22 protein-coding genes are annotated in these 23378 nt (G+C 65.3%); 12 read left to right on the top strand and 10 right to left on the bottom strand.

Translation table 11 applies throughout. The features are described 5' to 3' along the window. Nucleotides 1–30 precede the first annotated feature (30 nt). The 5 genes from JZY91_RS09760 (at nt 31) to JZY91_RS09740 (ending at nt 6199) form a co-directional block, all read left to right on the top strand. Entirely contained in the window at nt 31–1503 is a 1473-nt protein-coding gene (locus JZY91_RS09760) for a hypothetical protein (protein ID WP_234947683.1), read from the top strand. Nucleotides 1504–1734: 231 nt separating this feature from the next. After that, nucleotides 1735–2310: a hypothetical protein gene (locus JZY91_RS09755; protein WP_234947682.1), complete on the top strand. Its 576-nt coding sequence runs from the start codon at nt 1735–1737 to the stop codon at nt 2308–2310. A 137-nt stretch (nt 2311–2447) separates the two neighbouring features. Continuing rightward, nucleotides 2448–3554: an ATP-grasp domain-containing protein gene (locus JZY91_RS09750; RefSeq protein ID WP_234947681.1), complete on the top strand. Its 1107-nt coding sequence runs from the start codon at nt 2448–2450 to the stop codon at nt 3552–3554. Between the two features lie 80 nt (nt 3555–3634). Further along, nucleotides 3635–4993 carry a phosphate acetyltransferase gene (pta, locus tag JZY91_RS09745; protein WP_234947680.1) on the top strand — a complete coding sequence of 453 codons (1359 nt, stop codon included), beginning with the start codon at nt 3635–3637 and terminating at the stop codon, nt 4991–4993. Continuing rightward, complete coding sequence (locus tag JZY91_RS09740) at nt 4994–6199, top strand: acetate kinase (protein ID WP_234947679.1); 1206 nt, start codon at nt 4994–4996, stop codon at nt 6197–6199. 15 nt (nt 6200–6214) lie between these two features. Here the strand turns inward: JZY91_RS09740 and JZY91_RS09735 are convergent, their stop codons facing one another. Genes JZY91_RS09735 through JZY91_RS09725 form a run of 3 tightly spaced genes read right to left on the bottom strand, consistent with a single transcriptional unit; the run spans nt 6215 to nt 11148 of the window. Beyond that, nucleotides 6215–8689, bottom strand: a complete 2475-nt coding sequence (locus tag JZY91_RS09735) for a serine/threonine protein kinase (protein ID WP_234947678.1) — start codon at nt 8687–8689, stop codon at nt 6215–6217. Beyond that, nucleotides 8690–9700 carry a glutamate ABC transporter substrate-binding protein gene (locus tag JZY91_RS09730; protein ID WP_234947677.1) on the bottom strand — a complete coding sequence of 337 codons (1011 nt, stop codon included), beginning with the start codon at nt 9698–9700 and terminating at the stop codon, nt 8690–8692. After that, nucleotides 9700–11148: a hypothetical protein gene (locus JZY91_RS09725; protein WP_234947676.1), complete on the bottom strand. Its 1449-nt coding sequence runs from the start codon at nt 11146–11148 to the stop codon at nt 9700–9702. The genes JZY91_RS09730 and JZY91_RS09725 overlap by 1 nt, the downstream gene beginning before the upstream one ends. A gap of 49 nt (nt 11149–11197) precedes the next feature. On the opposite strand from JZY91_RS09725, the gene JZY91_RS09720 reads away from it, so the two are divergent. The 4 genes from JZY91_RS09720 to JZY91_RS09705 all read left to right on the top strand — a co-directional run bounded on the left by JZY91_RS09720 (nt 11198) and on the right by JZY91_RS09705 (nt 14480). After that, the gene (locus JZY91_RS09720; RefSeq protein ID WP_234947675.1) at nt 11198–11668 is read left to right on the top strand and encodes an NUDIX domain-containing protein; all 471 of its coding nucleotides are present in this window, start codon (nt 11198–11200) and stop codon (nt 11666–11668) included. After that, nucleotides 11661–12623 (top strand): ABC transporter ATP-binding protein, encoded by a 963-nt coding sequence (locus tag JZY91_RS09715; protein ID WP_234947674.1) that lies wholly within the window; start codon nt 11661–11663, stop codon nt 12621–12623. Before JZY91_RS09720 ends, JZY91_RS09715 begins: the two co-directional genes overlap by 8 nt. After that, entirely contained in the window at nt 12616–13347 is a 732-nt protein-coding gene (locus tag JZY91_RS09710) for an ABC transporter permease (RefSeq protein WP_234947673.1), read from the top strand. The genes JZY91_RS09715 and JZY91_RS09710 overlap by 8 nt, the downstream gene beginning before the upstream one ends. 212 nt (nt 13348–13559) lie before the next feature. Further along, complete coding sequence (locus JZY91_RS09705; protein WP_234947672.1) at nt 13560–14480, top strand: endonuclease domain-containing protein; 921 nt, start codon at nt 13560–13562, stop codon at nt 14478–14480. A gap of 212 nt (nt 14481–14692) precedes the next feature. On the opposite strand, the gene cls is transcribed toward JZY91_RS09705, so the two are convergent. From cls to JZY91_RS09680, 5 genes are read right to left on the bottom strand one after another with little or no spacing between them, the layout of a single operon-like run. Next, nucleotides 14693–16174, bottom strand: coding sequence for a cardiolipin synthase (gene cls, locus JZY91_RS09700; RefSeq protein WP_234947671.1), 1482 nt, complete (start codon nt 16172–16174; stop codon nt 14693–14695). Next, on the bottom strand, nt 16171–16962 hold the full coding sequence (locus JZY91_RS09695; RefSeq protein WP_234947670.1) for an exodeoxyribonuclease III: 792 nt from the start codon (nt 16960–16962) through the stop codon (nt 16171–16173). Before JZY91_RS09695 ends, cls begins: the two co-directional genes overlap by 4 nt. A gap of 10 nt (nt 16963–16972) precedes the next feature. Beyond that, on the bottom strand, nt 16973–17938 hold the full coding sequence (locus tag JZY91_RS09690; RefSeq protein WP_234947669.1) for a GNAT family N-acetyltransferase: 966 nt from the start codon (nt 17936–17938) through the stop codon (nt 16973–16975). Between the two features lie 12 nt (nt 17939–17950). Continuing rightward, complete coding sequence (locus JZY91_RS09685; protein WP_234947668.1) at nt 17951–19042, bottom strand: hypothetical protein; 1092 nt, start codon at nt 19040–19042, stop codon at nt 17951–17953. 52 nt (nt 19043–19094) lie between these two features. Further along, complete coding sequence (locus tag JZY91_RS09680; RefSeq protein ID WP_234947667.1) at nt 19095–19667, bottom strand: peptide deformylase; 573 nt, start codon at nt 19665–19667, stop codon at nt 19095–19097. Nucleotides 19668–19683: 16 nt separating this feature from the next. Here JZY91_RS09680 and JZY91_RS09675 point away from each other — a divergent pair, with 16 nt between their 5' ends. From JZY91_RS09675 to JZY91_RS09665, 3 genes are all read left to right on the top strand, one after another. Then, nucleotides 19684–19896 carry a DUF3263 domain-containing protein gene (locus JZY91_RS09675; protein WP_370639220.1) on the top strand — a complete coding sequence of 71 codons (213 nt, stop codon included), beginning with the start codon at nt 19684–19686 and terminating at the stop codon, nt 19894–19896. A 473-nt stretch (nt 19897–20369) separates the two neighbouring features. After that, nucleotides 20370–21389, top strand: coding sequence for a LytR C-terminal domain-containing protein (locus JZY91_RS09670; RefSeq protein ID WP_234947665.1), 1020 nt, complete (start codon nt 20370–20372; stop codon nt 21387–21389). A gap of 110 nt (nt 21390–21499) precedes the next feature. After that, complete coding sequence (locus JZY91_RS09665; protein WP_234947664.1) at nt 21500–22630, top strand: glutamate--cysteine ligase; 1131 nt, start codon at nt 21500–21502, stop codon at nt 22628–22630. Between the two features lie 35 nt (nt 22631–22665). Here the strand turns inward: JZY91_RS09665 and JZY91_RS09660 are convergent, their stop codons facing one another. Both JZY91_RS09660 and JZY91_RS09655 read right to left on the bottom strand, forming a co-directional pair. After that, nucleotides 22666–23097 carry a monovalent cation/H(+) antiporter subunit G gene (locus JZY91_RS09660; protein ID WP_234947663.1) on the bottom strand — a complete coding sequence of 144 codons (432 nt, stop codon included), beginning with the start codon at nt 23095–23097 and terminating at the stop codon, nt 22666–22668. Continuing rightward, nucleotides 23098–23376 (bottom strand): monovalent cation/H+ antiporter complex subunit F, encoded by a 279-nt coding sequence (locus tag JZY91_RS09655; protein WP_234947662.1) that lies wholly within the window; start codon nt 23374–23376, stop codon nt 23098–23100. Between the last annotated feature and the right edge of the window lie 2 nt (nt 23377–23378).

Here is a 23378-nt window from a genome sequence, read left to right as displayed (position 1 = left end):
GAACGGTACATCAACGTCGAAAGGACAACTATGTTCAAGAACACCGCTACCCGTCGCGGCACCGCTATCGCGGCAGCTGCACTCTCCCTCGCTATGGTGGCTCCGTCCATCGCTCCGATGGCTTCTGCTGCTGACGCCCCGGCTGCTACGGCCGAGGATCAGAAGACTCCGGTCCTCGAGTACGCGAAGGATGTGGAGGTTACGCTCGGCGATTCCGTGGAACTCAAGCCGACCAAGTCTGAAAACCTTAAGAAGGCTGATTCCAACACGCTGGTTTACTCCATCGTCGACGACAACGGCGTAGCTGGCACTAAGACCGAGGTGTCGGTGAAGGACGGTGTGGTCACTGTCAAGCCCAAGGAGACTGCCAAGGCTGGCGAGGTTATCGAGTTCGTTGTCAAGGTTGAGGCCAAGGACGGCAACAATGTAGTGACCACCGCGACGACCGAGAAGGTAGCTGTCAAGGTTGTAGCTGCCAAGCCGGTTGTTGGCACTCTGACGTACGACACCGAGTCGAAGATTGTTGACGGCAAGATTGTCATCGAGCCGACGGCTACCAACCTCCAGCAGAACGCCGATGACAAGGTTTCTTACTCTATCGTCGCAGCTGAAGAGGGGGCAGACGCTCCCGAGGGTGTCGCTGTGGATGACAAGGGCGTAATCACCGTTACTCCGAAGAAGCCGGGTGCACTGAAGTTCAAGGTCAAGGCAGAGGCCAAGAATGCAGCTGGCGAAGTAACCCGCACTACCACCTCCACTGTTGTGACTGTCCAGATTGCTGATTCGGCGGCAAACGTCAAGGGCTCCTTGACGTACAAGGATGCTGCTAACGCAACGGTTGCGCAGAAGGGCAAGCTCGTCCTTGCAGTTGAGGCAAAGAACCTCAAGGTAAAGGAGACCGACACGGTCACCTTCACCGTCGATGGCCCGGCCTCTGTGTCCACCGACAAGGATGGCAACGTCACTGTGACCCCGGCTGAGACGGCAAAGGTCGGCGACACGATCGAGTTCAAGGTGAAGGCCGAGGCGAAGGACGCTGCAGGTGTTGTCACCAAGACCACCGAGTCCGGCAAGGTCACCGTCAAGGTGGTCGAGGCACCGAAGGTTGACCCGGCTCCGACCACCCCGAACACCGGCCTGTCCGAGAAGTGCAAGACCACCCTGCTCGGCGCTGGCATCCCGCTGCTGGCTCTGATCCCGCTCGGCCTGCTGAGCCAGATTGCTATCGGCAGCTCCGCAAACGTGACCAACGTTCTGGACCAGCAGATCCGCAACATCAACGCTGAGATCCAGCGCCAGGCTGGCATCCTCAACCCGGAGCTGGCAAAGCAGGTTGAGGCTCTGGACAAGTACCTGACCGCTTTCGGCTACAGCGTTGCATCCGCCGCTATCGGTCTGGCAGCTCTCGCTGGCGGTCTGACTGCTTCCTCCTTCATCATTCGTGACTGCCTGGTGAACCAGGGTGGCACCAAAGTCACCGTGAAGGGTGAGATCCAGAAGTAAGACTGCCTAGGGCTTGGCTACTTGCCTCCTAAGTCTGTAGCGGAAACCCCCGAGCGCTGAGACTAATGTCCCGGCTTCGGGGGTTTTATGCTTCAAGACCGGCGGATTCCCCCGGAGCGTTGCGGCCCAGCAAATATTTGAAAACGGGAGTACCATGAAACCTGAACCTCGGTGCCAGGTTTCCCCTAGACTTGGGCCGTCACCTCACAATTGCCTCTGAAAGGACTTCCGTTGAAGAAGATCACCCGTGCCGCAGTCGCTTCCGCAATGGCTGTCACCCTCGTCGTTCCGTCCGTCGCCCCGGCTTCCGCTGAAACCACCAAGGTCAACGCCACCGTTGACGCTGCTGGCAACGCCAAGGTAGACGTCAACGCAACCGAGACCGCAGCTCTGCCGGAGAACTGCAAGAACGCCCTCCTCGGCTTCGGTATCCCGCTGCTGTCCCTGATCCCGCTGGGCCTGCTCGCTCAGGTTGCTCTCGGCGGCGCTTCCAACGTCACCAACGTGATCGACCAGCAGATTCGTGACTTCAACACCGAGATCCAGCGCCAGGCTGGCATCCTGAACCCGGAGCTCGCAGTTCAGGTTGAGGCAATTGACAAGTACCTGTCCGCTTTCGGCTACTCCGTCGGCTCCGTCATCGTCGGCCTCACCGCGATGACCGGCGGCATCGCAGCTTCCGCAGTGATTCTGAACTCCTGCCTGGCCGATGAGGGCGGCGCCCTGGTTGCTACCGTCACCGGCCACGAGAGCCCGCTGGCTGGCCAGACCTCCTCCATCGGCGGCTACACCATCTCCGTGAATTAAGCGGTTCCAGGAACTCACAGTTTCCTCCTTTCCACCCTGTCTTGCGCCCTCGATGCGGCGGGGTGGTTTTGCATATCCCCACGCAATCCCCAGCCACTTCTTAAGAAACGTGCACGGCTATGCGATAATCGGCACTCATGAGTGAGCACCAGGCGCAGCCCGGCCACCAGCCAACGTCCGAGTCCAAGCACACCCTTCACCCTCACCAGCGGGTTTTTGTGGTGGGGAAGGGGCCGGATTGCACCATCGCAACAGAGCTTGCGGCGGCGTATGCGCATTTTGGTTGTCAGGTGAGCGTCGGCACGCTGGGGGAGCTCGAAGCTGCGAACCCGGACCTGATTGCGGTGGCGGACCCGCGGATTGACATGCGCCAGCTCGCGAAGATGGTGCAGCGGACGGGCGCGCACGTGGCGCCGTCCGTCCAGGCGTGCGAGGTAGCGTTTGACCGGCAGTCCCTGCGTAGCACCGCGGCGGATGAGCTCGGTCTGCCCACGCTGACCTCCGCACCCGCGCACAGCGCTGAGGAGCTTGCCCGGGCTGCGGATGAGATCGGGTTTCCGCTGGTGGTCAAGCAGCGCCGGGGGAGCACGAAGGCGGTGTTCACCAACGCGGAAGAGATGCTGAGCAACCCGATCGCGGCGTCGTTCCCGGAGGATGGGCTGGTTGTGGAGCGCTACATTGACTTCGATTACGAGGTCACCATCCTCACCGCCCGCTCCGTAGACCCCGCGACGGGGCAGCTGGCCACGTGGTTCTGCGAGCCCATTGGCACGCGCCACGAAGACGGGGAACTGGTGGAATGCTGGCAGCCGGCACCGATTTCGGAGGCGGCGATGGGCAACGCCCGCTCCATCGCCGCCCGCGTGACGGGCGCGCTGCAATGCTGCGGTCTCTACGCCATCGAACTGTTCGTGGATGGGGAAGAGGTGTACTTCTCCCAGGCGTCGCCGTTGACGGGGCTGGACGGCATGCTCACACGCGCCACGCAGCGGCTGGACCAGTTTGAGCTCCAGGCCCGGGCATCGTTGCACTTGCCTATCGACGTCACGTTGGTCTCGCCGGGCGCGGCACGGATTGTGCGGGGTGGTGCGGACAAGCTTTCGTCGGCAAGCATGGCCCGCGCAATGGCGGTGGAGGAGACGGGAGTGCAGGTTATGGGGGCAGATGTCCTCGTGCGTGCGACGGGCGAGAGTGCGGAGGAGGCGCGGTCGAGGGCAGCTCAGGCGGCTGCGGTATTCGACTAATTTGCCCCTGAAAACTACGGCTTGGTCGGTAGACTTATCTGCGTATGCGCTTTAATCCGCAACCGTAGAAAGGCGAACCCATGGCTGAAACTCAGTCCCTGCTGATCACCCCCGTCAACCGCTCTCTTGACGGTATTGATGTCAACTCCGTTGCTTCCCAGCTTGGCCTTGAGGTTGCCAAGGTGGAGGGCTCTGACCTGCACGAGGTGTACGCTGCGGGCCTGAACGATGGTGCCGCGAAGCTGATCGTTGGCACCGGCGACTACAACTTTGACGCTGACGTTGCCGCAGCTCTTGGCGTGCCGGTGCTGCTGGTGGCCGGCAACGCCGACCTTGGTGCGTTGGCGCAGCGCCGCGTTGAGGAGCTCCGCGGTTCCGTCGCGGCTGTGGTGAGCGCTGAGCAGCTTGCCGACGTTTCCACGGTCACCCTCAACCGTGACGCAGACCAGGTGATGTCCCCGGTGGTGTTCGAGTCTTGGCTGCTGAACATGGCGAAGGAGAACCGCAAGCACATCGTTCTGCCGGAGGGCGAGGATGACCGTATTCTCCAGGCGGCGCACCAGCTGCTGGCCAAGGACATTGTGGACCTGACCATCCTGGGTGAGGAAGAGGACATCAACCGTCGTGCGGCGGACCTTGGCCTGGACCTGTCCAAGGCCAAGATCATCAACCACCTCGAATCCGAGCTGCTGGAGGAGTTCGCGGCGGACTTCGCGGAGCTGCGCAAGAAGAAGGGCGTGTCCATCGATGAGGCGCGCGAGACGCTGAAGGACATCTCCTACTTCGCCACCATGATGGTGCACAAGGGTCTGGCAGACGGCATGGTGTCCGGCGCTGCCCACACCACCGCGCACACGATTAAGCCGTCCTTCCAGATCATCAAGACCGCGCCGGGCGCATCCGTGGTGTCCTCCATCTTCCTGATGGTGCTGCGCGGCCGCCTCTGGGCATTCGGCGACTGCGCTGTGAACCCGAACCCGACCGCGGAGCAGCTCGGCGAGATCGCCGTCATGTCCGCACGCACCGCAGCACAGTTCGGCCTGGACCCGAAGGTTGCCGTCCTGTCCTACTCCACCGGCACCTCCGGTGCCGGCCCGGACGTGGACCGCGCTGTCGCCGCCGTCGAGGCAGCTCGTGCGCTGGATTCGGAGCTGGCCGTGGATGGCCCGCTGCAGTTCGACGCTGCGTGCGACCCGGGTGTGGCCAAGAAGAAGGCACCGGAGTCCCCGGTTGCCGGCCAGGCCAACGTGTTCATCTTCCCGGACCTGGAGGCTGGCAACGCCGGCTACAAGATTGCGCAGCGCACCGGCAACGCCCTTGCGGTCGGCCCGGTCCTGCAGGGCCTGAACAAGCCGGTCAACGACCTGTCCCGCGGCGCTACCGTTCCGGACATCGTGAACACCGTGGCCATCACCGCCATCCAGGCAGGTGCCAACTAAATGGCGTACGTCCTAGTTATTAACTCTGGTTCTTCCTCTGTGAAGTTCCAGATCGTTGACCCGAACGCCGCGGCGTCGGACGCACCGTTTGTCTCCGGCCTGGTTGAGCAGATCGGCGAGCCGCAGGGCCGCGTGACCGTGAAGCACGCGGACCAGAAGTGGGTTGTCCAACGCGAGATCCCGACACACACCGTGGGCCTGGAGGAGTCTTTCCGCCTGCTGGATTCCAAGGGCATCGGCCCGACGCAGCTGGACATCATCGCCGTTGGCCACCGCGTGGTGCACGGCGGCATGGTGTTCTCCGCGCCGGAGCTGATCTCGGATCCGGTGGTGGAGATGATCCGCTCCCTCATCCCGCTCGCCCCGCTGCACAACCCGGCGAACATCGACGGCATCGAGGTTGCTCGCGCACTGCTGCCGAACATCCCGCACGTCGCGGTGTTTGACACTGGCTTCTTCCGCGACCTGCCGCCGGCTGCCGCGCTGTACGCCATCAACGCCGAGGTGTCGGAGCGCAACCTGATCCGCCGCTACGGCTTCCACGGCACCAGCCACGAGTTCGTCTCCTCCCAGGTACCGGCCCTGATCGGCCGCGATCCGCTGCACACCCGCCAGATTGTGCTGCACCTGGGCAACGGTGCCTCCGCCTCCGCGGTGGAGAACGGGCACCCGATTGACACCTCGATGGGCCTGACCCCGCTCGCCGGCCTGGTGATGGGTACGCGTTCGGGCGACATTGACCCGGGCATCATCTTCCACCTCTACCGCCAGGGCGGCATGAGCATCGACGAGATTGACAACCTGCTCAACCGCCAGTCCGGCGTGAAGGGCCTCGCCGGCGTCAACGACTTCCGCGAGCTGCGCACCATGATCAACGACGAAGATGAGAACGCCTGGCTGGCGTACAACGTGTACATCAACCAGCTGCGCCGCTATATCGGCTCCTACATGATCGCGCTCGGCCGTGTAGACGCCATCACCTTCACCGCGGGTGTCGGCGAAAACGACAAACACGTGCGCATGGACGCGCTGGACAACATGCACATGTACGGCATCGAGATCGACCCGGAGAAGAACGCCCTGCCGAACGACGGCCCGCGCATCATCTCCACGGACGATTCGAAGGTCAAGGTCCTGGTGGTACCCACCAATGAGGAGCTGGCAATCGCGCAAAAGTCCGCGCGCGTCGCAGCCTCGCTGGCGTAGCGCACGCCCCGTCACCTAGAACCAGGTGGCGGGGCGCACCTTATTAGCCATGTCCACCAGCGCGTAGCGGTGCCGCGCGTACGGCGCCACGCGCGCCTGCTCACGCAGCGTGATGGCAAGGCCGCGGCGCAGGCCGCGCACCGTGAAGTCATACTCAAACAGCGGTTTCGCAGACGCGGCGGCGCTGGCATCGTGCTCCCGCAGGTACGTCAGCGCGGCACGCAGCACGAAGATCTTGATCTGCAGGTACCGCGGCTCGGTGCTGGGAATCTTTTCCAGCCGCCGGGCTGCGCGCCGGATGCGCGTCTCGGTGAGGTCCTGCGCCACCAGGCACAGAATCGCGGTCAAAGAGGCCATGCGGCTGTGGCGGGAGGACGGCGGGACGCGGTCCAGCGCCGCGATCGCCAGCTCCACCTCGCCCTCATTCATCAACTGCCGGGCCAAACCAAACGCCGCGGAAACCGTGGTGGGGTTAGCCAGCCACACCAGCGAGTACAACCGCATGGCGTGGAAGCGGAGCATGGCGGGGTCGGAGGTGACCATGGACCAATCGTCGTCAAGCACTCCAGCCCCCAGCATCTCCTGGAAGACTTCGGAGGGGACCTCGGCCAGCGTGGTGCTCATGCCAGCGCACGCGGCGGCGATGGTGTCGGGGAGCAGCTCGCGCTCGCGAAGGCCCGCGCGCTGAAGCAGGAGTTCATCCACGGCGGCGATGGCGAGTTTGGGCGCGGCCTCGCCCGGCAGGATGTTCAGTACGGCGGAGAAGTCGCGCTGCGCGGCGTTGAAGTGGCCCAGCAGCAAGTTAACCACGCCGAAGTACCAGTGGAAACGCCAGTTGTCGCCGTACTTTTCGTCCAGGGAGCCGAGCCAGGTGCGGGCCTGCGACGTCAGGCCAAGATCCAGCATCGTGCGCACCACGGCAAAGGGGATCTCGCGGGACTCCCGGTACTGCGGGGTCTGCATCGCCTGGCGCAGCGTTTCCAGCGTTTCCAGCGGCTCGGCGTAGGAGGAGCCCTGGAGCATGGCGGCGCCGACATCGTGGCGGTCAATCAGCGGCGACGGCAGAGCGGCAACCACTTCTTGCGGGGTGATTTCCACGGTGCGGGTGATGCCGTCGATCAGCTGGTCGGTGCGGAAGACAAGGTGCTTGGTGCCAAACGTCGTACGCTGCGGCGAGAAGAAGGAATGCTGGGCGGGGTGCGTGATGCCGTCGCGCACCGCGATGACCTCGCGCAGCACACCGAGCAGCTGCGCTTCCAGCGACTTCACGGAGCTGTAGCGCTGCTTCGGATCCTCGTTGCAGCAGCGCGCGATCACGCGGTACAGCGAGATGTAGCGGCGGAACAGCGGCTCTTCCGACGGGGTGGGAATGCGCAGGTCGTACACCCCGTCCGTCTTCGGCAGGTCGATGATCAGCGCGGCTAGCGTGCGGCCCACGGTGTACACGTCCGACTCAATGGACGGGCCCTCCGTGGCCACCTCCGGCGCCTGGAACCCCTTCGTGCCGTAGATGAAGCCGTATGCGCCGATGCCGCTCACCGCGCCCAGGTCAATCAGCTTCACCTGGTCCTCGGTGACAATCACGTTGTCCGGCTTCAGGTCGTTGTACACCACGCCGCGCGAATGCAGGTACCCCAGCGCCGGCAGCACTTCCAGCATGTACGCGATGGCCACGTCCGGCTCCAGGCGGTGGCCGTCCTCCGCATTGCGGCGCTGCCGCAAACTCGGGCCGCCCACGTACTCCATCACGATGAAGCCGCCGGGCACGCGCGGGTCATCGATGAAGTTGAAAATCTTCACAATGCCCGGGTGCGTAATGTCCGCCAGGAACTCGCGCTCCGCCGCCGCGGCCGCCGCCTCATCCGCGTTGTCCGTGGAGTGCAAGCCCTTCAACACCACCACGCGCCCCGCCACGTAATGGTCCTGCGCCAGGTAGATCCAGCCCATGCCGCCGTGCGCGATCACGCCCATGATCTCGTACTGGCCGGCTACCACATCGCCCGGGTTCAGCGTCGGCGCCGGGATGCCCTTCTGCACCACCGCATTCGTGGGATCAACCAGCGCTTCCTTCGGCTCATCCGGGTCCACCCACGGCAGCTCCACCATGCCGTCCGCCACCACACGGCTGGCGCGCCGCGTTCCCCGCCGCTCCCGGAACGTATCCAGGGCTTGGAGCCGGGAGCGTTGCGACGTCTCCTCCCTCGCCCCTCCCTTTCGCAGCTTGTCCAAATCCTTGAGCAGGCCCGCCATTTCTCCGAGATCGGCGTAGGCGGCGTCGGATTCATCATCCTCGTCGTCGGCGAAAGGGTCGAAGGCGACGGCTTCGGTGCCGGGCGCGTCTTCGTCCGCGTCGTCTTCGTCGTCCGCGAAGGGGTCGTAGAGCACGGCCTCCGTGTGCTCGCCAGCCGCTTCGCTGCCACCGCCGGCGCGGGCACCCCCGCCGGTGCCGGTGTCGCCGGCTGCCCCAAGTTCTTCATCGTCCGCGGCCATTTACCCCTCCTCCTCCTTGCGGTACATGCGCCGCGGCAGCCAAGACTCGTTCACAGAGCCGCCGAGCCACTCCTTGAACATCCGGTTCCATGTGCCGTCGGTGCGAATGCGCTCGATGGTCAGGTTGATCTGCCGCACAACATCGTCGTGCCCCTTTGCCACACCCACGGCGTAGATCTGGTTTGCCAGCTTCTCCGGGAACACTTCCACCAGCGGGTCTTGGGCCATCATGCCCACCAGCACGGCATCGTCACCAACCACCGCGTCTGCCTGGAACTGCTGCGTAGCCATCAGGCAGTCGGACCACGTCCTGGTGCGCAGCACGGAAGAGTCCGGCATTTGGTTCCGGACTAGATTCACCAGATTGGTGCCGTCCACCACGCACACCGTTTTGCCCGCTAGGTCCCCGGGTCCGGCAATGCCGCGGTCCCGCGGCGCCAGGACGCGGACGTAGGACGTCAGGTACGGCGTGGAGAAGTCCACCACCTCGGCGCGGTCCGGGGTGATGGACATGGTGCGGATCACAATATCCACCTCACCCGCCTGCAACGTCTCCGCGCGGGCGGCGGAATCCACGAAGCGGAAATCCACCTTGTTCGGATCGCCGAAGATGTCCTGCGCAACCTCGCGTGCCAAGTCCACCTCGAAGCCTCGCAGGTCGCCGCGCGCCGGGTCGCGGTAGGACAGCAGGTATTGGGACTGGTCAACGCCCACGATGATGCGCCCGCGTGAAATGATGCGCTGCATGTGCGGCCCATCGCGGTCTTCCTCTGTACCCGGCGGGAGGGAACCGGGCCATTGCCAATCCCCGCCCTGCTCAAGCGCGCCGACGAACGGGCCGTCCGGCTCCACACCCGGCGGGTCCAATTTCGCGTTCGCCGGCATCGGCGCGCCCCGGAAGGTCAGGGGCGGCTCCGATTCCACGGGCGGCGGCGCGTCCGGCGCGCACCCGCCAAGCACCACGGCCAACGCGGCCAACGCGGCCGCACCGATTACCCGCAGTCGCTTCATCACATGTACTCCCCAAGCCTGCGGCGGATGCCAATCCAGATGCACAGCACAGCAAACGCCGTCAGCGCCGCAACCGCGCCGGAAACCAGCCGCGTCGCGTCCAGGGAGGCGTTGATGTACACGCGGGTGTTCTCGCGGGTCTGGTTGATCAGCTCCTGCAAATCGTCTTCCAATTGGGCGAACGCGGTCACGGAGCCAACCTGGCCACCCTCTCCATCCTGGGCGTTCAGGATGCCTATGGCGTCTTCAAAACGACCGTCGATAAGCGCGGAAACGAGCTCCTGGTGCGCGGCGGACCAGTCGTCCAACGCCTGGCGCGCGGAGGCGATGGTGGCATCCGAGGTAGCGCCGCCCAGCGCCTCCGCCGCGTCGAGGGCCTGGCTGACGTGCAGGTAGGTCAGGTCGAAGCTCTGGGAGGACTTGGTCACGGACTGGCGCGACAGCAGCGCCAGAGTCTCGTCCGTGCGGGACTCCTGCGCGTCAATCCGCGCGTCCGCCAACCGCTGCCACGGCTCCGCGGCGCGCTCGAAGCCGATCACGCCGTTTTGCCAGGACTGGTAGTTGGATACGCCCACCCAGCAGATGGCCACCAGGATCGCGGCGGTGGCGGCCAGGAAACCGCGGTTGAGGCGGCGGCGGAACACCCGCCACAGCCACCACTGGGCAACCAGCAGGAAAATCAGCGCCGCTACCAGGCCGGACAGCGGCACCCACTGCGGGGAGGAGAGGCGCTGCACCTCGGCGGCAACCTCGTTCTGCGTCAGCGTGGACAGGTCCTCCGCGCTGCGCAGCATCTGCTCGCGCATGACGGACGATGCCTCCGTCATGTACGCCACACCCACCGGGTTGCCCAGCCGCTGGTTCACCTTCGCGCGTTCCATGATCGCGGTGTACACCGGCAGGTCGCGCAGGATCCCGGTCACCAGGTCCGAGATCTGGCTGCGCACCTCATCCGCGCTCTGCCCGCCCACGCCGCCGGAGCCGAAGCTGGTGCCCACGCTGGCCACGGTGCTCGCCAGGATGTCCGCCGCAGTCACGGCCGCGCGGTCAATGGAGGCCAGGTACGTGCCCAGCTGGTCCTGCGTGAGCAGCCCCGGCTGCACGAAGCTGGTGGTGGAGATGGTGTCCGCCTGGGACAGGGAGGAATACAAAAGGTGCGCCGAATTCGCCATCGGCTCCGTGGACGTAATCAGCGTGTCCAGCGCCCGCTGGCGCGACGCCATGGATTGGCTCATGGAAAACCCCGCCGCCACCAGGGACAACGTGAGCACCAGCATCATCGCGATGATCTGCCCCGGCGTGGTGGCCGCGAAGAGGCGCATGCGCCTAAACCAGCGCGCCGGGCCGGTGAACGTGTCCTGCAGCACTTGCCACGGGCTGCGGTGCTGGGGGTTGGCTTCGAGGGTGTCCAGCCAGTCGTCGTCAAGCTCGGGTGTGTGCGCGCTCACCTGCTTGACCATTCCCCAACCATATCGCGTCCGGCCTACAGTTGGGGGCATGCTTGGCGACGGAAACGGATGGGTCCACGGCACTGGCGGCGCAAAGTATTGGGGTCTGCACGGCGCAGCCGGCTTATTCCTGCGCGCGGGGGATACCGTGCTGGTGCAGCACCGCGCGCTGTGGACCGCACAGGGCGGCACGTGGGGTATTCCCGGCGGCGCCCGCGATTCCCACGAAACGCCTGCGCAGGCCGCCATCCGCGAGACGGTGGAGGAGTGCGCCATCGACCCCGCCGCTGTGGTGGTGGAGCGCGAGCTGGTCACCATGGAGGTCCCCGGCTGGAGCTACACCACCGTCATCGCCCGCACCGCCGACGGCTCGCCCCTCACCGTCACGCCAAACGAGGAGAGCGCCGAGCTGCGCTGGGTGCTTTTCGACGATCTTTGGAACCTGCCCCTCCACCCCGGATTCGCCGCCTCGCTTGGGGCGGTGTTTGAGGCCGTGGGGCATACTGGCACGCATGATTGAAGTACAAGGCCTGACTAAGCGCTACGGCGCGGTCCAGGCTGTTGAGGACCTCACCTTCACCGTTCAACCCGGCATTGTCACCGGCTTCCTCGGGCCAAACGGTGCCGGCAAATCCACCACCATGCGCATGATCTTGGGCTTGGACAAGCCCACGTCGGGCACCTCGCTTATCGACGGCCGCCCCTACACCTCCTGGCCCAACCCCGCCCAAAAAGTCGGCGCGCTGCTGGATGCCAAGGGCGTGCACCCGAACCGCTCCGCCCGCGCGAGTTTGCTCTGGCAGGCGCAGGCGGCTGGGCTGCCCAGCGCGCGTGTGGACGAAGTGCTCTCGCTTGTGGGCCTCAACGACGTCGCCGGCAAGAAAGTCGGCGGGTTCTCCCTGGGTATGAACCAGCGCCTGGGCATCGCCGCTGCGCTTTTGGGCGATCCGGAGTACCTGATTCTGGATGAGCCGGTCAACGGCCTCGACCCCGAAGGCATCCGCTGGGTGCGCGGCCTGCTCCGCGCCCTCGCCGCGGAGGGCCGCACCGTGCTCATCTCCTCCCACATGCTGGCGGAGATGGCGCAGACCGCGGACCACCTGATCGTGATCGGGCGCGGCAAGCTGGTCGCCGACACTTCGGTGGCGGACTTCATCCGGGCGAACTCCTCGGTAAATACGTTGGTTCGAGCGAGCGTCGATACGCAAAAGCTCGAAGGGGCGCTGGCCGCTGCCTTCGGTGCGGACGCCGTGACCCGCACCGTGGATGCGGACGGGCGCGAGGCGCTGGCCGTGGCGGCGCGGACAAGCGATGAGGTCGGCGCCGTGGCGTACGCGTCCGGCGTGCAGCTGGCCGAGTTGGCGGAGCGCCACGCCTCGCTTGAGGAGGCCTACATCCAGTCAACCGAGGGCCACGCCCAGTACGTTTCGGGTGCCCCTGCTCGCCCGGCTTCTCCGGAGGTGCCGAATGCTTAACCAAATCCGTGCCGAATGGACCAAGCTGCGCTCCACCGCGTCGTTCTGGTGGACAAGCGGCGTGATGATTGCGCTGGGCGCGATGTACGGCGCGCTGTTCGCGTGGACCTCCCAGCTCGGCGGGATGCCGTACATCCCGCTTGCCGTGGTGGCTTCCGTGGCGCTGACCACGGCGATTGTGGTGGTGGTGCAGCAGTCGATGATCGTGACCACGGAGTACCGCTTTGGCATCCCCGCCACCAACTTCCGCCTGCGCCCGCAACGCTGGCAGGTGGCGGTGGCGAAGCTGCTGCTGGGTGCCGTGCTGGTAGCGCTGCTGACGGTGGTGACGCTGGTTGTGGCGTTCACCGTCGGCGACCTGACGGCCGCCGTCTCCGCCGACTGGACCTCCAACCCCGCCACCAAGCGCGCCCTGTGGGCGTTGCCGCTGGGTATGGCGCTGCTGACCATGTTTGTGCAGGGCGTTGGCTGGCTGGTGCGCAACACCGCCGGCTCCGTGGTGATTGGGTTGGCGATGATGCTGGTCATCGAGGCAATTGCCGGCCTTGTGCCCAAGATCGGCCAGGACCTGGTGAGCTACCTGCCGTTCAACAACCTGCTCGCCTTCATGACCAACCAGCCGACCGCGTACTGGGAACTCGGCACATCGCTCGGCATTTTCGCCGCGTGGGCGGTGGCGGCGTGGGTCGCCGGCGTGGTGGCGCTCCACCTGCGCGACGCGTAGCGGGTTGGTAGGGAAGGGCAGATGCCGAAGGGCAGGCACCGAAAATTGCTGCCGGAAAGCGAGGATTCGATATCTACCCTTCGGGTCCTGCGTCTCGGTATCTGGCTGCTTGGGGCTTTGGGGTGGGAAAGCGTTCGTCGAGAAGCAATGGCCCCTGGCTGCTAAGGTTCATCGCGTGCGCGGGGGCGCACAGCGAATTGGGGGGGATTGGAATGGACCGTGATGCACTCATCGCGCTCGTCGTCGGCCGTGAAGTAAATGAGCAGCAGGTTTGCCATCGATTGTCGTCGCGATATTTCGTGCCAATGGACCAGTGGACTGCTTTGAAAGCGCACGAGCAGTACTTCCTGCGGTGCTATGCAGCGTCGGCGATGACGTCGCGGGCTGTGCTGGTTGGCAGATCCGCGGCGGCGGTTTCAGGGATGTGGGTACTGCCCAGCGAGACGGAGGTTGTGGAGCTCGCGCTGCCGTCCGGGAAGCCGCCGGCAAAGAACCTGTGGCCGGCGGGGGTGGTGTACCGGAACATCAAGGTTCCCGACTGCGATATTGAATCCGCAGGTGAAAACGCTGAACTGCGTTACACAAACGGTCCGCGATCAGCGATTGACATCGCCCGCATCCACGGCCACAGGGACGGCGTGGTTGCCTTCGACAGCCTGCTTAGGCACGGGACGCTCAAGCAACGCAGGGAGAAGTGGAAAGAGATCAAGGCAGCGCTGGCCAGAATGGCCGGCAAAAAGTGGATCGAGCGTGCTCGCGATGCGTTTGCCGCGAGCACTCACCTGTCTGAGTCCCCGTTTGAATCCCTCATGCGCGTGATTCTGCTTGAGCACGGCATTGAGCCGGAGCTTCAGATGTGGATTGGCAAGTACCGTGTCGACCTCCTGTGGGGGAAGGTGATCATCGAGGTAGACGGGTACATGAAGTACGAGGACAAACCCCATGACCAGCTCATGGAGCAGATGAAGCGGGAAAACTGGCTCAAGGAGCAGTCCTACGAGGTGGTCCGCATCTACCCGTCTGACATTCTGCGGGACCCGGATGCCTGTATTGCCAGGATTCGCCAGGCCAAGGAGCTCGCAGACGAACGCGGGCCAGTGCTAGTGGAGGCGTCTACGGAGCGCGTCTACTAGGTGGCCGCTTGGGCCCCGCAGATGCCGAGACATAGGCACCGAAGGGTAGATACCGAAGTGTGCCCCTCTGACGGGCTTTTTCGGTATCTGCCCTTCGATATGTGCCCTTCGGTATCTGGCATTTGGTGGATGCTGCGTGCCGGGCTTAGGGGGTGGAGCTCTCGCCTCGGGGCTTCATGCTTGCCGACGATCGAACGACGCCACCCCGCCGCCTACTGCAGCGCGGAGGTCAGCTTCATCACGTTGTCCACGTAGCGGCGGTGCCAGGGCCGCTTCGCCCAAACCTCAAGCGTGAGCTCGCGCGAGACGGCCAGGTAGTTCTCAGCGAGGCGGTCAAGCGCGGGGAGCAGCGACCCCTCGGCGATGAACAGGGAGTTCTCGTAGTTCAGCGAGAAGGAGCGGATGTCCATGTTGCTCGAACCGATGACGCCGGCCGCACCATCGAGACCCGGGTCCGCCAGCACGAACTTGGTGTGCAGGACATACGGGGCGGGGAACTCGAAGATGTGGACGCCGGCCTCCAGAAGCTGCTGGTAATAGGAGGATTGCGCGTGCTGGACCATGAACTGATCCGCTTTCTCACCAACCAACAAGTCCACCCGCACGCCGCGGTAGCAGGCCGACGTAATTGCTTCCAGCAGGGAATCTTCCGGCACAAAGTACGGCGAGCAGAGGATGAGGTGGGACCTGGCTTGGTGAATCAGTGCGTTGAACATCCGCAGGTTCGGCTCGGTGAGATAGCCGGGGCCGGACGGGACGAGCTGGAGGATGTTCACGTCGTCGGCGCGCGCGCCATCCCCAACCTCCAGCTCGCCGGGGGTGCGCAGCTCCAGCACCTCGCCGGACTCGGTGAACCAATCGACGGCAAACATGGACTCCACAGAAGCAACGATCGGGCCTTCGAGCTCCACGAACGCGTCCACCCACTGCCGCCCGGCTTTGACGTGCCCGGGCATCAGGTAGGACCGGTCGATGAGGTTGAAGGACCCCATCATGGCCACGCGCCCGTCCACCACCACCAGTTTGCGGTGGTTGCGCAGGTCGGGGCGCCGCCACCTGCCGCTGAGCGGGTCGAGCGGCAGCATCATGTGCCAGTCAATGCCCACGTCGGTGAGCTGCCGCTTCAGCTTTCTGAAGCCGGGGTATTTCTGGGACCCGATGTGGTCGAACAGCAGCCGCACGTGCACGCCGCGTTCCACGGCCCGCGTCAGCGCCTCGAACACCGGCGCAGTCGTTTTGTCCCAGGCTACGGCGTAGATTTCGATGTGGATGTAGGTGGAACTTTCGTCGATAAGCGTGGCAAGGCGCTGCATGGTCATGTCGTAGTCGGTCCACAGCGCGGGCACCCGGCCGCGCAGTGCAGGGTAGCCGGTGAGGCGGCGGTTGAGGCGCACGATCGCTTCGATTTCCGGGGGCAGGGTGCTTGACGACGGCACGTCCCCAACCCCCGCGTGCACATTCTCCAGCGCGGCTTTCGCCTGGTGCTGGATGCGGTGGCGGCGGCGCGAGATGAGCGTGGAGCCCATGAGCAGGTACAGCGGCAAACCCACAATGGGCAGGAAGAGAATCAGCAACAGCCACGCATTCGCGCTGGACGGCTTGCGGTTGCCCGGCACAACGCCGATCATCACCACTTTGATGGCGAAGTCGATCGCAGCGGCCGCGGCCTGCCACCAGGAGAAATCAAGCGTCATCGCACTTGGTCGATGTCCACGTCGTGCGTGTCAAAGTCCGCGATCACCGGCGCGTGGTCGGATGCGCCCTTGCCCTGGCGCTCTTCCACGTCCACCCACGCGTCCCGCACACGGTTGTGCAGTGGCGGCGTGGCCAGCAAAAAGTCGATCAGCATGCCCTGGTTCTTCTGAAAGCGCATGGCTTTGTAGTCCCAGAAGGAATAGCGGTCCTCGTGCGTCACCTCGACCAGCCCGGCCTCCAGCAGCATCTGGTACGCGGCGCGCTCCGGCTCGGTGACGTGGGTTTTGCCCTCGAACCAGTTGATGTCCCACACGTCCTCATCCCGCGGCGCGATGTTGAAATCGCCGGCGAGCACCTGCAGCTCGGCAGGCCGCACCTCGTTGCACAGCGAGTACAGAAACTCCAGCTTGTAGTCGTAGTGCGGGTCCCCGATCTCGCGGCCGTTGGGCACGTACAGGCTCCACACCTCGACCCCGCCGCACACCGCGCCCACCGCGCGCGCCTCCTGCACCGCGTCGCCGCTCTTGCTAAACGACGGCTGCCTGAAAAACGCCTCCCGCACATCCTCAAGCCCCACCCGGGACGCAATGGCCACGCCGTTCCACTGGTTGTGCCCAACATGGGCGACCTCGTAGCCCGCGGCCTGGAAGACGGAGTAGGGGAAGGCCTTGTCCGCCGTCTTGGTCTCTTGCATGCATAGCACGTCCACGTCTGTGCGCTCGAGAAAGGCGGCCACGCGCTCGGCTCTCGTGCGCACCGAGTTGACGTTCCACGTGGCAATTCGCATGCAACACACCCTAACGTAAACGCGCGTAACGGTGCCGGTGGTGCTCCACAAACCCTAATTTGGTGTACAGCGCGATGCCGGCTTCGTTGGACGCGCGCACCTGCAGATACGCCGCCTGCGCACCGTGCTGCGCACCCCACGCCAGCACGCTCTGCCCCAGCCGGGTGCCGTAGCCTTGACGACGGCACTCCGGAGCCACCTCCACAGCCGAGTACCCCAGCCAGCGCCGCCCGTCATCGGATTCCGTGATGGTTGCGCGGGTGACGGCCACGGTCTCCCCGTCCACCACCAGGCGCGCGAAGCCGATGCGGCCGTCGATACGCTGCGCTAAGTCGCGCACCGCCGCCTCCGGCAGCGCCTGGCCGCGGTAGTGATACATGGCCAGCCACGTCTCATCCGGCAGGTCGTCCACCCGCGCGGCCGGATCCATCGCTGCGTCCGCGATCGGCGCGGACATCACCACAATCTCCTCGCCCAGCTCCCACGCGCCAGGGTTCGCCTCCACCAGCCGCTGCGCCGGCTTGCCAATGCGCTCCGGAATGCACAGCTGCACCGGCATGGAGCGCGCGCGGTAAAACGCCGTGATCTGCTCCAACGGCACCGCCGCGAAGCCAGCCGAGTGGCCGATCGGCGTGGCGCTGTTGGACCGTTCGGCGATTTCGGCGCCGGCGCGGGTCAGCCAGCCGTCGAAAAGCATCTGCTCCTGCCCCGGGAACGCGCGCGCGGTGGCGGTCTCGATCGCGCGGATGTCCGAGTTGCGGACGGTGCGCGGGCTGAGCTTTTTCACGATGTGCGGGTCCGTGATGGTCAGGGCTTTGCTTGTCGACGGCTCACCCCCCACCTTCTGCGGACGAACCACCAGCGGGTTTACGGCCACCACATGGCCGATGACGTCGCTGGCCAGCTCCCCGCGCACACGGCGGACAACGACGCGATCCCCGACGGCAACCTCGTCGGACCGGAAAATGCGGGACACTACTGGACGCCGCTACTGGTTGCTGCGGCGCACTAGTGCGGCACCGATGGCGACAAGGACCGCGCCGATGCCGATCAGCGCGAGCATCGGCGTGCCGGTCTCCGCGAGGTCCTCGTCCGCTTCGCGCGTGCGCGTGGTGGTGGGGGTGGAGGACTCGGTGGTGCTGGTAGTGCTGGTGGTGCTGGAGCTGGTGGTGCTGGAGCTTGTGGTGATCGAGCTGCTCGTGGTGCTGGAGCTTGTGGTGCTCGAGCTGCTCGTGGTGCTGGTAGCGGACGCCGCGTAGGTGGTGGTGGCGGTCACGGACGAGCTGGTTGCCGTCGAGGTGCTCGCGCCGGTGGTGGTGGAGCTCGTGCTGCCCGATGTCGTGGTACCCGACGTTGTGGTGGTCGCGGACGTGGTGCGGTTCTGCAGCATGTCCGACGTGGTTGTCGTGGTGGTGGTTTCCGCGAGGTGGCCGACCCGCAGCGACGCGCTCGAGGTGGCGCTCGGTGTGGCGGTCCGCGCCGCGGCGCCCGAAGTGGTCGGGGTGGCGGCCGGTGTGGTCGGCTCCGCAACCGGCAGCTCGGTGGTGGTCGCGTGGGCGTCGGTGTCCGCAAACACGTAAGCAATGCGCAGGTCGCCCTGCCCGGACCGCTCCGCGGCGTCGAGCGCGATCGCGCGGGTCACGCCTAGAGCGGCGATGGGTGCGGGGATGACTACGGCCTCATCATCAGCCAGGACATCGGCGCGCAGGGCGCGGATGAACTCGCGATCCGCCGCGATCAGGTCGCCGACCTGCTCGGCCAGGGCGACCTCGTTCGCCGCGACGCGCTTACCAGCCTCGCCCGCCTCGTCCGGTTGCAGTTCGGCCAACTCGTCGGCAGCGTCGATGAGGTGCTCACGCCACGCTTTCAGCAGCTCGCGGTACGCATCTTCCGCGGCGCGGGTGGCTGTCGGCGACGCGGCCTTATCCAGCCGGTCCTTGGCTGCAGCCAGGTCGTCGAGGGCTTGGGCGCGGGTCAGGGAGACGTCGGCAAGCAAGTGCTCAAGCGGGGTCTCAGCGGAAGCGAGCGGCACGGCGGTGAGTGCCACGGCGCTAACCGCCAGAGCTGCGGAAATGCGCATGGGGAATCCTTGGGCGGGAAGTGAGACAGATACACCCAAGCATAGCGGATGGCTAGTGCCCGAACGGGTCCTCATCCGTCCCCGGAAGCCAGGTGTTGCCGGCGTCCTTCCAGCCGTGATCTCGAATCGCGCGCTTAGCTTCCTTCTTCCAGCGGCCGGTGAGCACGTCCGTGTACACGAAGCCGTCGAGGTGCCCCGTCTCGTGCTGCAGGCAGCGGGCGAAGAAGCCTGTGCCCTCGATCTCGATCTCGTTGCCGTTCTCATCCAGGCCCGTCACCTTGGCCCAGTCCGCGCGGCCGGTGGGGAAGGACTCTCCGGGGACGGAGAGGCAGCCTTCGTCGTCCTCGCCGTCATCGCGAGGCATGGTCTTCGGGATCTCGCTGGTCTCCAGCACCGGGTTGATCACGGTGCCGCGGCGCATCACGTCCCCGTCCGGGCAGTGGTACACGAACAGACGCAGCGGCACGCCGATCTGATTCGCGGCCAGGCCAACACCGTTCGCCGCGTCCATGGTCTCGTGCATGTCCGCGATCAGCTCTGCCAGCTCCTCGACCGGCTGCGTGACCGGCTCGGTGGGGGTGTGCAGGACAGGGTCGCCGTAGATCACGATTGGTCGAATAGTCATGCGGTATATATTAGGCATGCTTTCCGACGCCGACCTCGCCGTCCTCGACTTCGAGGCCCGCGCCCCCCGCTCCCTCGGCGCCAAGGAAGAAGCCATCCAGCGCGAATTCGGCATCTCCGCCGTCCGCTACTACCAGCGCTTGAACGTGCTGCTCGACTCGCCCGATGCGCTCGAGGCCAGGCCCCAGCTGGTCCGGCGTTTGCAACGGCTTCGCGACGTTCGTTTGTAGGGCGTGGCCGGCCCGCGGCTGTGTGGCCTCCCGGAGGGCCGCCCGGCGGCTGCGTGGCCTCCCGGCGGGCCGCTCCGCCACGCCAGTCCCCGGGCCTGCGGCTGCCCTCCCGGCTCCCACTCCACCTGCCAGGGCACCCCACTGGCCACTTTGACCCCACCTGTCTCACGCGTGACCATCATTGTCGCTGAGGCCTACAACCCGTGCGCAAAAGTTTTCCCAGAACTGCTCTTGCAAATTTCTTATATGTCTCTGACCTGCCCATATAACGGAGAATGCATCCGAAAGAGAAGAAATCGTCGGATTCTTTCGCCGACGACGGCGGGCCTGGGCGGCAAGGTTGGTGGCCGGGTGGCCGCGAGGCGGTGGCCGGGCTGGCCGTAGGGCGGTTGACCAACGGGCCGCGGGGTAGGCGGCCGAACCGGCGGCGCGTCACTAACCCTCAACCTCTAGTTGAGACTATTGTGGCGCGTGTGACTAGCAAATACACCGGCAACCACGGCAACGGCGACAACCGCGATCCACGCGACTACTCCGCGGACGATTACGAGTACACCGAGGCGTACCCCGTCGACGAGTACCCGCAGGACGAGGGAGTCGAGTACGGCGACGACGGCTACGCGGACGACGGCTACGACGAAGCCGAATACGTCGAGTACGAAGTTGTCGACGAGGAGCCGGTGGAGGATTACCGCGGGGCACACCGTCGAGACGAGGAGGACTTCGACGATGCCTACCTCGCAGCACCGGCCGCTGGCACCGCAGCAACCGCCGGCGCCGGGTCTACGGCTGTCGTCGCAGGTGGTGTGCCTAAGCGTGGCCTGGCAATGATCCTGATTGCCGTCGCGGCGTTGCTTCTGCTCTGGGGCATCTACGCCATGACCCAGAACAAGAACCCGGACAACTCCGCGGCCCCTGCCGGCACCGCAACCACCACGGCGGCAGCGACCAACACCGTCACCGAAGACGCCAGCGCCTCGGCAAACCCGAACGACCCGAACGCACCGGCCAACTCGGCAGACCCCAACGCACCCGCGAACCCGGCTGACGCGAACAACCCAGCCGACCCGAACAACCCGAACGCCCCGGCCGATGCCAACAATGCAGACGCGAACGCCAACCCGGCTGCACCCGCAGTTCCCGCCGGCGCAGCGCTGACCGCGGCCAACGCCCAGGTCTTCGTGTACAACAACTCGGGTATCCCGAATGCGGCCGGTGACACCGCGAACCGCCTGGACAGCCAGTACACGATCGCGAACAACTCGAACAACCCGGGCGCGATGAACATGCCGGAGCAGCAGTACGGCATCTTCCCGCAGACGCTGGTGTTCTATAACCCGCAGACCCCGGGCGCGGAGCAGCTCGCGGCGGAGATCGCGCAGAAGGTCGGCGGCACCCCGCGCGCAACCAACGATCTCCCGCAGGGCGCGACGGCACTGCCGGAGCAGGTGGTGAAGAACCCGAACGCCATCGCGGTTGTCATCGCGGGCTAGCCGCGCAACCAACGCGCCCCCGCGCCCCGCAACCCACTCCCACCCCACCCACGCATAAAACCCCAACCCGCACCACCGCCCACCCACCTGCCAGGCATAGAATCCCCGGCATGGACCCGTACCGCGATTTCGCCCGCTCCCCCGAATCGACTCTCGGCGTGGAGTGGGAAATTTGCGTCATTGACCCGGAGACGCGCGACCTCGTGCCCCGCGCCGCGGATGTGATTGACGCTGTGCAGCAGCGTTACCCGGGCACGCACTTGGAGCGCGAGTTCCTGCAGAACACGATCGAGCTGGTCACGCCCGTGTGCAAGAACACCCGCGCGGCCATCGACGCGCTCCAGACAGACCTGGACAAGGTCCGGGAGATCGCTACGGAGCAGGGCCTCAAACTCTGGGCTGGCGGCGGCCACCCGTTCACGGATTTCCGCGAGCAGGCCCTCAGCCCCAAGATCACGTACGAAGAGATCATCAACCGCACCCAATACTGGGGCAAGCAGATGCTGCTCTGGGGCATCCATTGCCACATCGGCGTGAGCCATGAGGACAAGGTCTGGCCGATCATCAACGCGATCATGACCAAGTACCCGCACCTGCTCGCCATCTCAGCCTCCAGCCCGGGCTGGGAGGGTCTGGACACCGGCTACGCGTCCAACCGCACCATGCTTTACCAGCAGCTTCCCACCGCAGGCATGCCGTACCAGTTCCAAAATTGGGACGAGTGGGTGGGCTTCATGCGGGACCAGAAAACCTCCGGCGTGATCAGCCACACCGGCTCCATGCATTTCGACGTCCGCCCCGCCGCCAAGTGGGGCACCATCGAGGTCCGCATCTCGGACGCCACCTCCAACCTGCGCGAACTCGCCGCCATTGTCGCGCTCACGCACTGCCTTGTCGTCTACTACGACCGCCTCCTCGAGGCCGGCGAGCCATTGCCCACCCTCCAGCCGTGGCACGTCGCCGAAAACAAGTGGCGCGGCGCGCGTTACGGGCTCGAGGCCGTGGTCATTACCAGCCGCGAGACCGAAGAGAAGTGGGTCTCGGAGGAGCTTGTCACGCTTATCGACGTTCTCTTGCCCACCGCACAGGAACTGGGCTGCGTGGATGAGCTCATGCTCATCGAGGAAATCTTGGAGCGCGGCGCGGGCTACCAGCGCCAGCGCCGGATCTTCAACAAGACCGGCAACTGGGCTGACGTGGTGGACAACTCCTGCCAGGAAATGATCGATCTCACCTGGTAGGTGGGCAGTCGTGCTGCTAAGCAGCCGTCGTCAAGCTAGCGCGAGTCCTCCGCGGTGTGGGTCTTCTCAGTGGGGTTGACGCGGCGCGGGTGATAGCGGGCGGGGCGCTCGTTGACGGCCAAGAGGTCCTCGCTGCCGTAGAGCCCCTCGCGGCGCGCGACACGGCCGAGGCGCTGCGCGGTGACGGGGTTGGTCATCAGCGCGAAGATGACCAGGAGGATCATGATGCCGATGTCGCCCTTTTCGTGCGGGCCGAACTGCGGCGAGCCGGTGAGGCGGATGATGGTGCCGATGATCATCAAGAGCAACCCTGTGGTCTGCGGCTTCGTGATTGCGTGGATGCGCGCCAGGGTGGAGTGGAAGCGCACGGTGCCCACGGCGGCGGAGAACACCATGAACGCGCCGGGGATGATGAAGATCAGGGAGAGGATGTCCGCGATCAGCGGCCAGTTCCAGGATGCAAACATTTAGAGTGAACCATCCCTCTTGCGGAAGCGGGCGACGGACAGGGAGGCGATGAAGCCCAGCAACGCGATCACAATCATCGCGTTGACCACGGTGGTGTCCAGCGTCCAGCAGATGTACAGGGCAAGCGCGCATTGGAGTGAGGCGGTGATGGCGTCGTTGCCTAGGACGCGGTCCATGGAGTCCGGGCCGACGATCACGCGCCAGGCCAGCATGAAGAAGCCGAGTGCAAGCAGCACTCCGGCGACTGCAAGGAACGCGTTGTACAGGGTGGGATCCATGG

It is taken from the genome of Corynebacterium sp. CNCTC7651 (assembly GCF_021496665.1).
Taxonomy (GTDB): domain Bacteria; phylum Actinomycetota; class Actinomycetes; order Mycobacteriales; family Mycobacteriaceae; genus Corynebacterium.
This window is presented reverse-complemented; position numbering and strand designations above follow the sequence as displayed.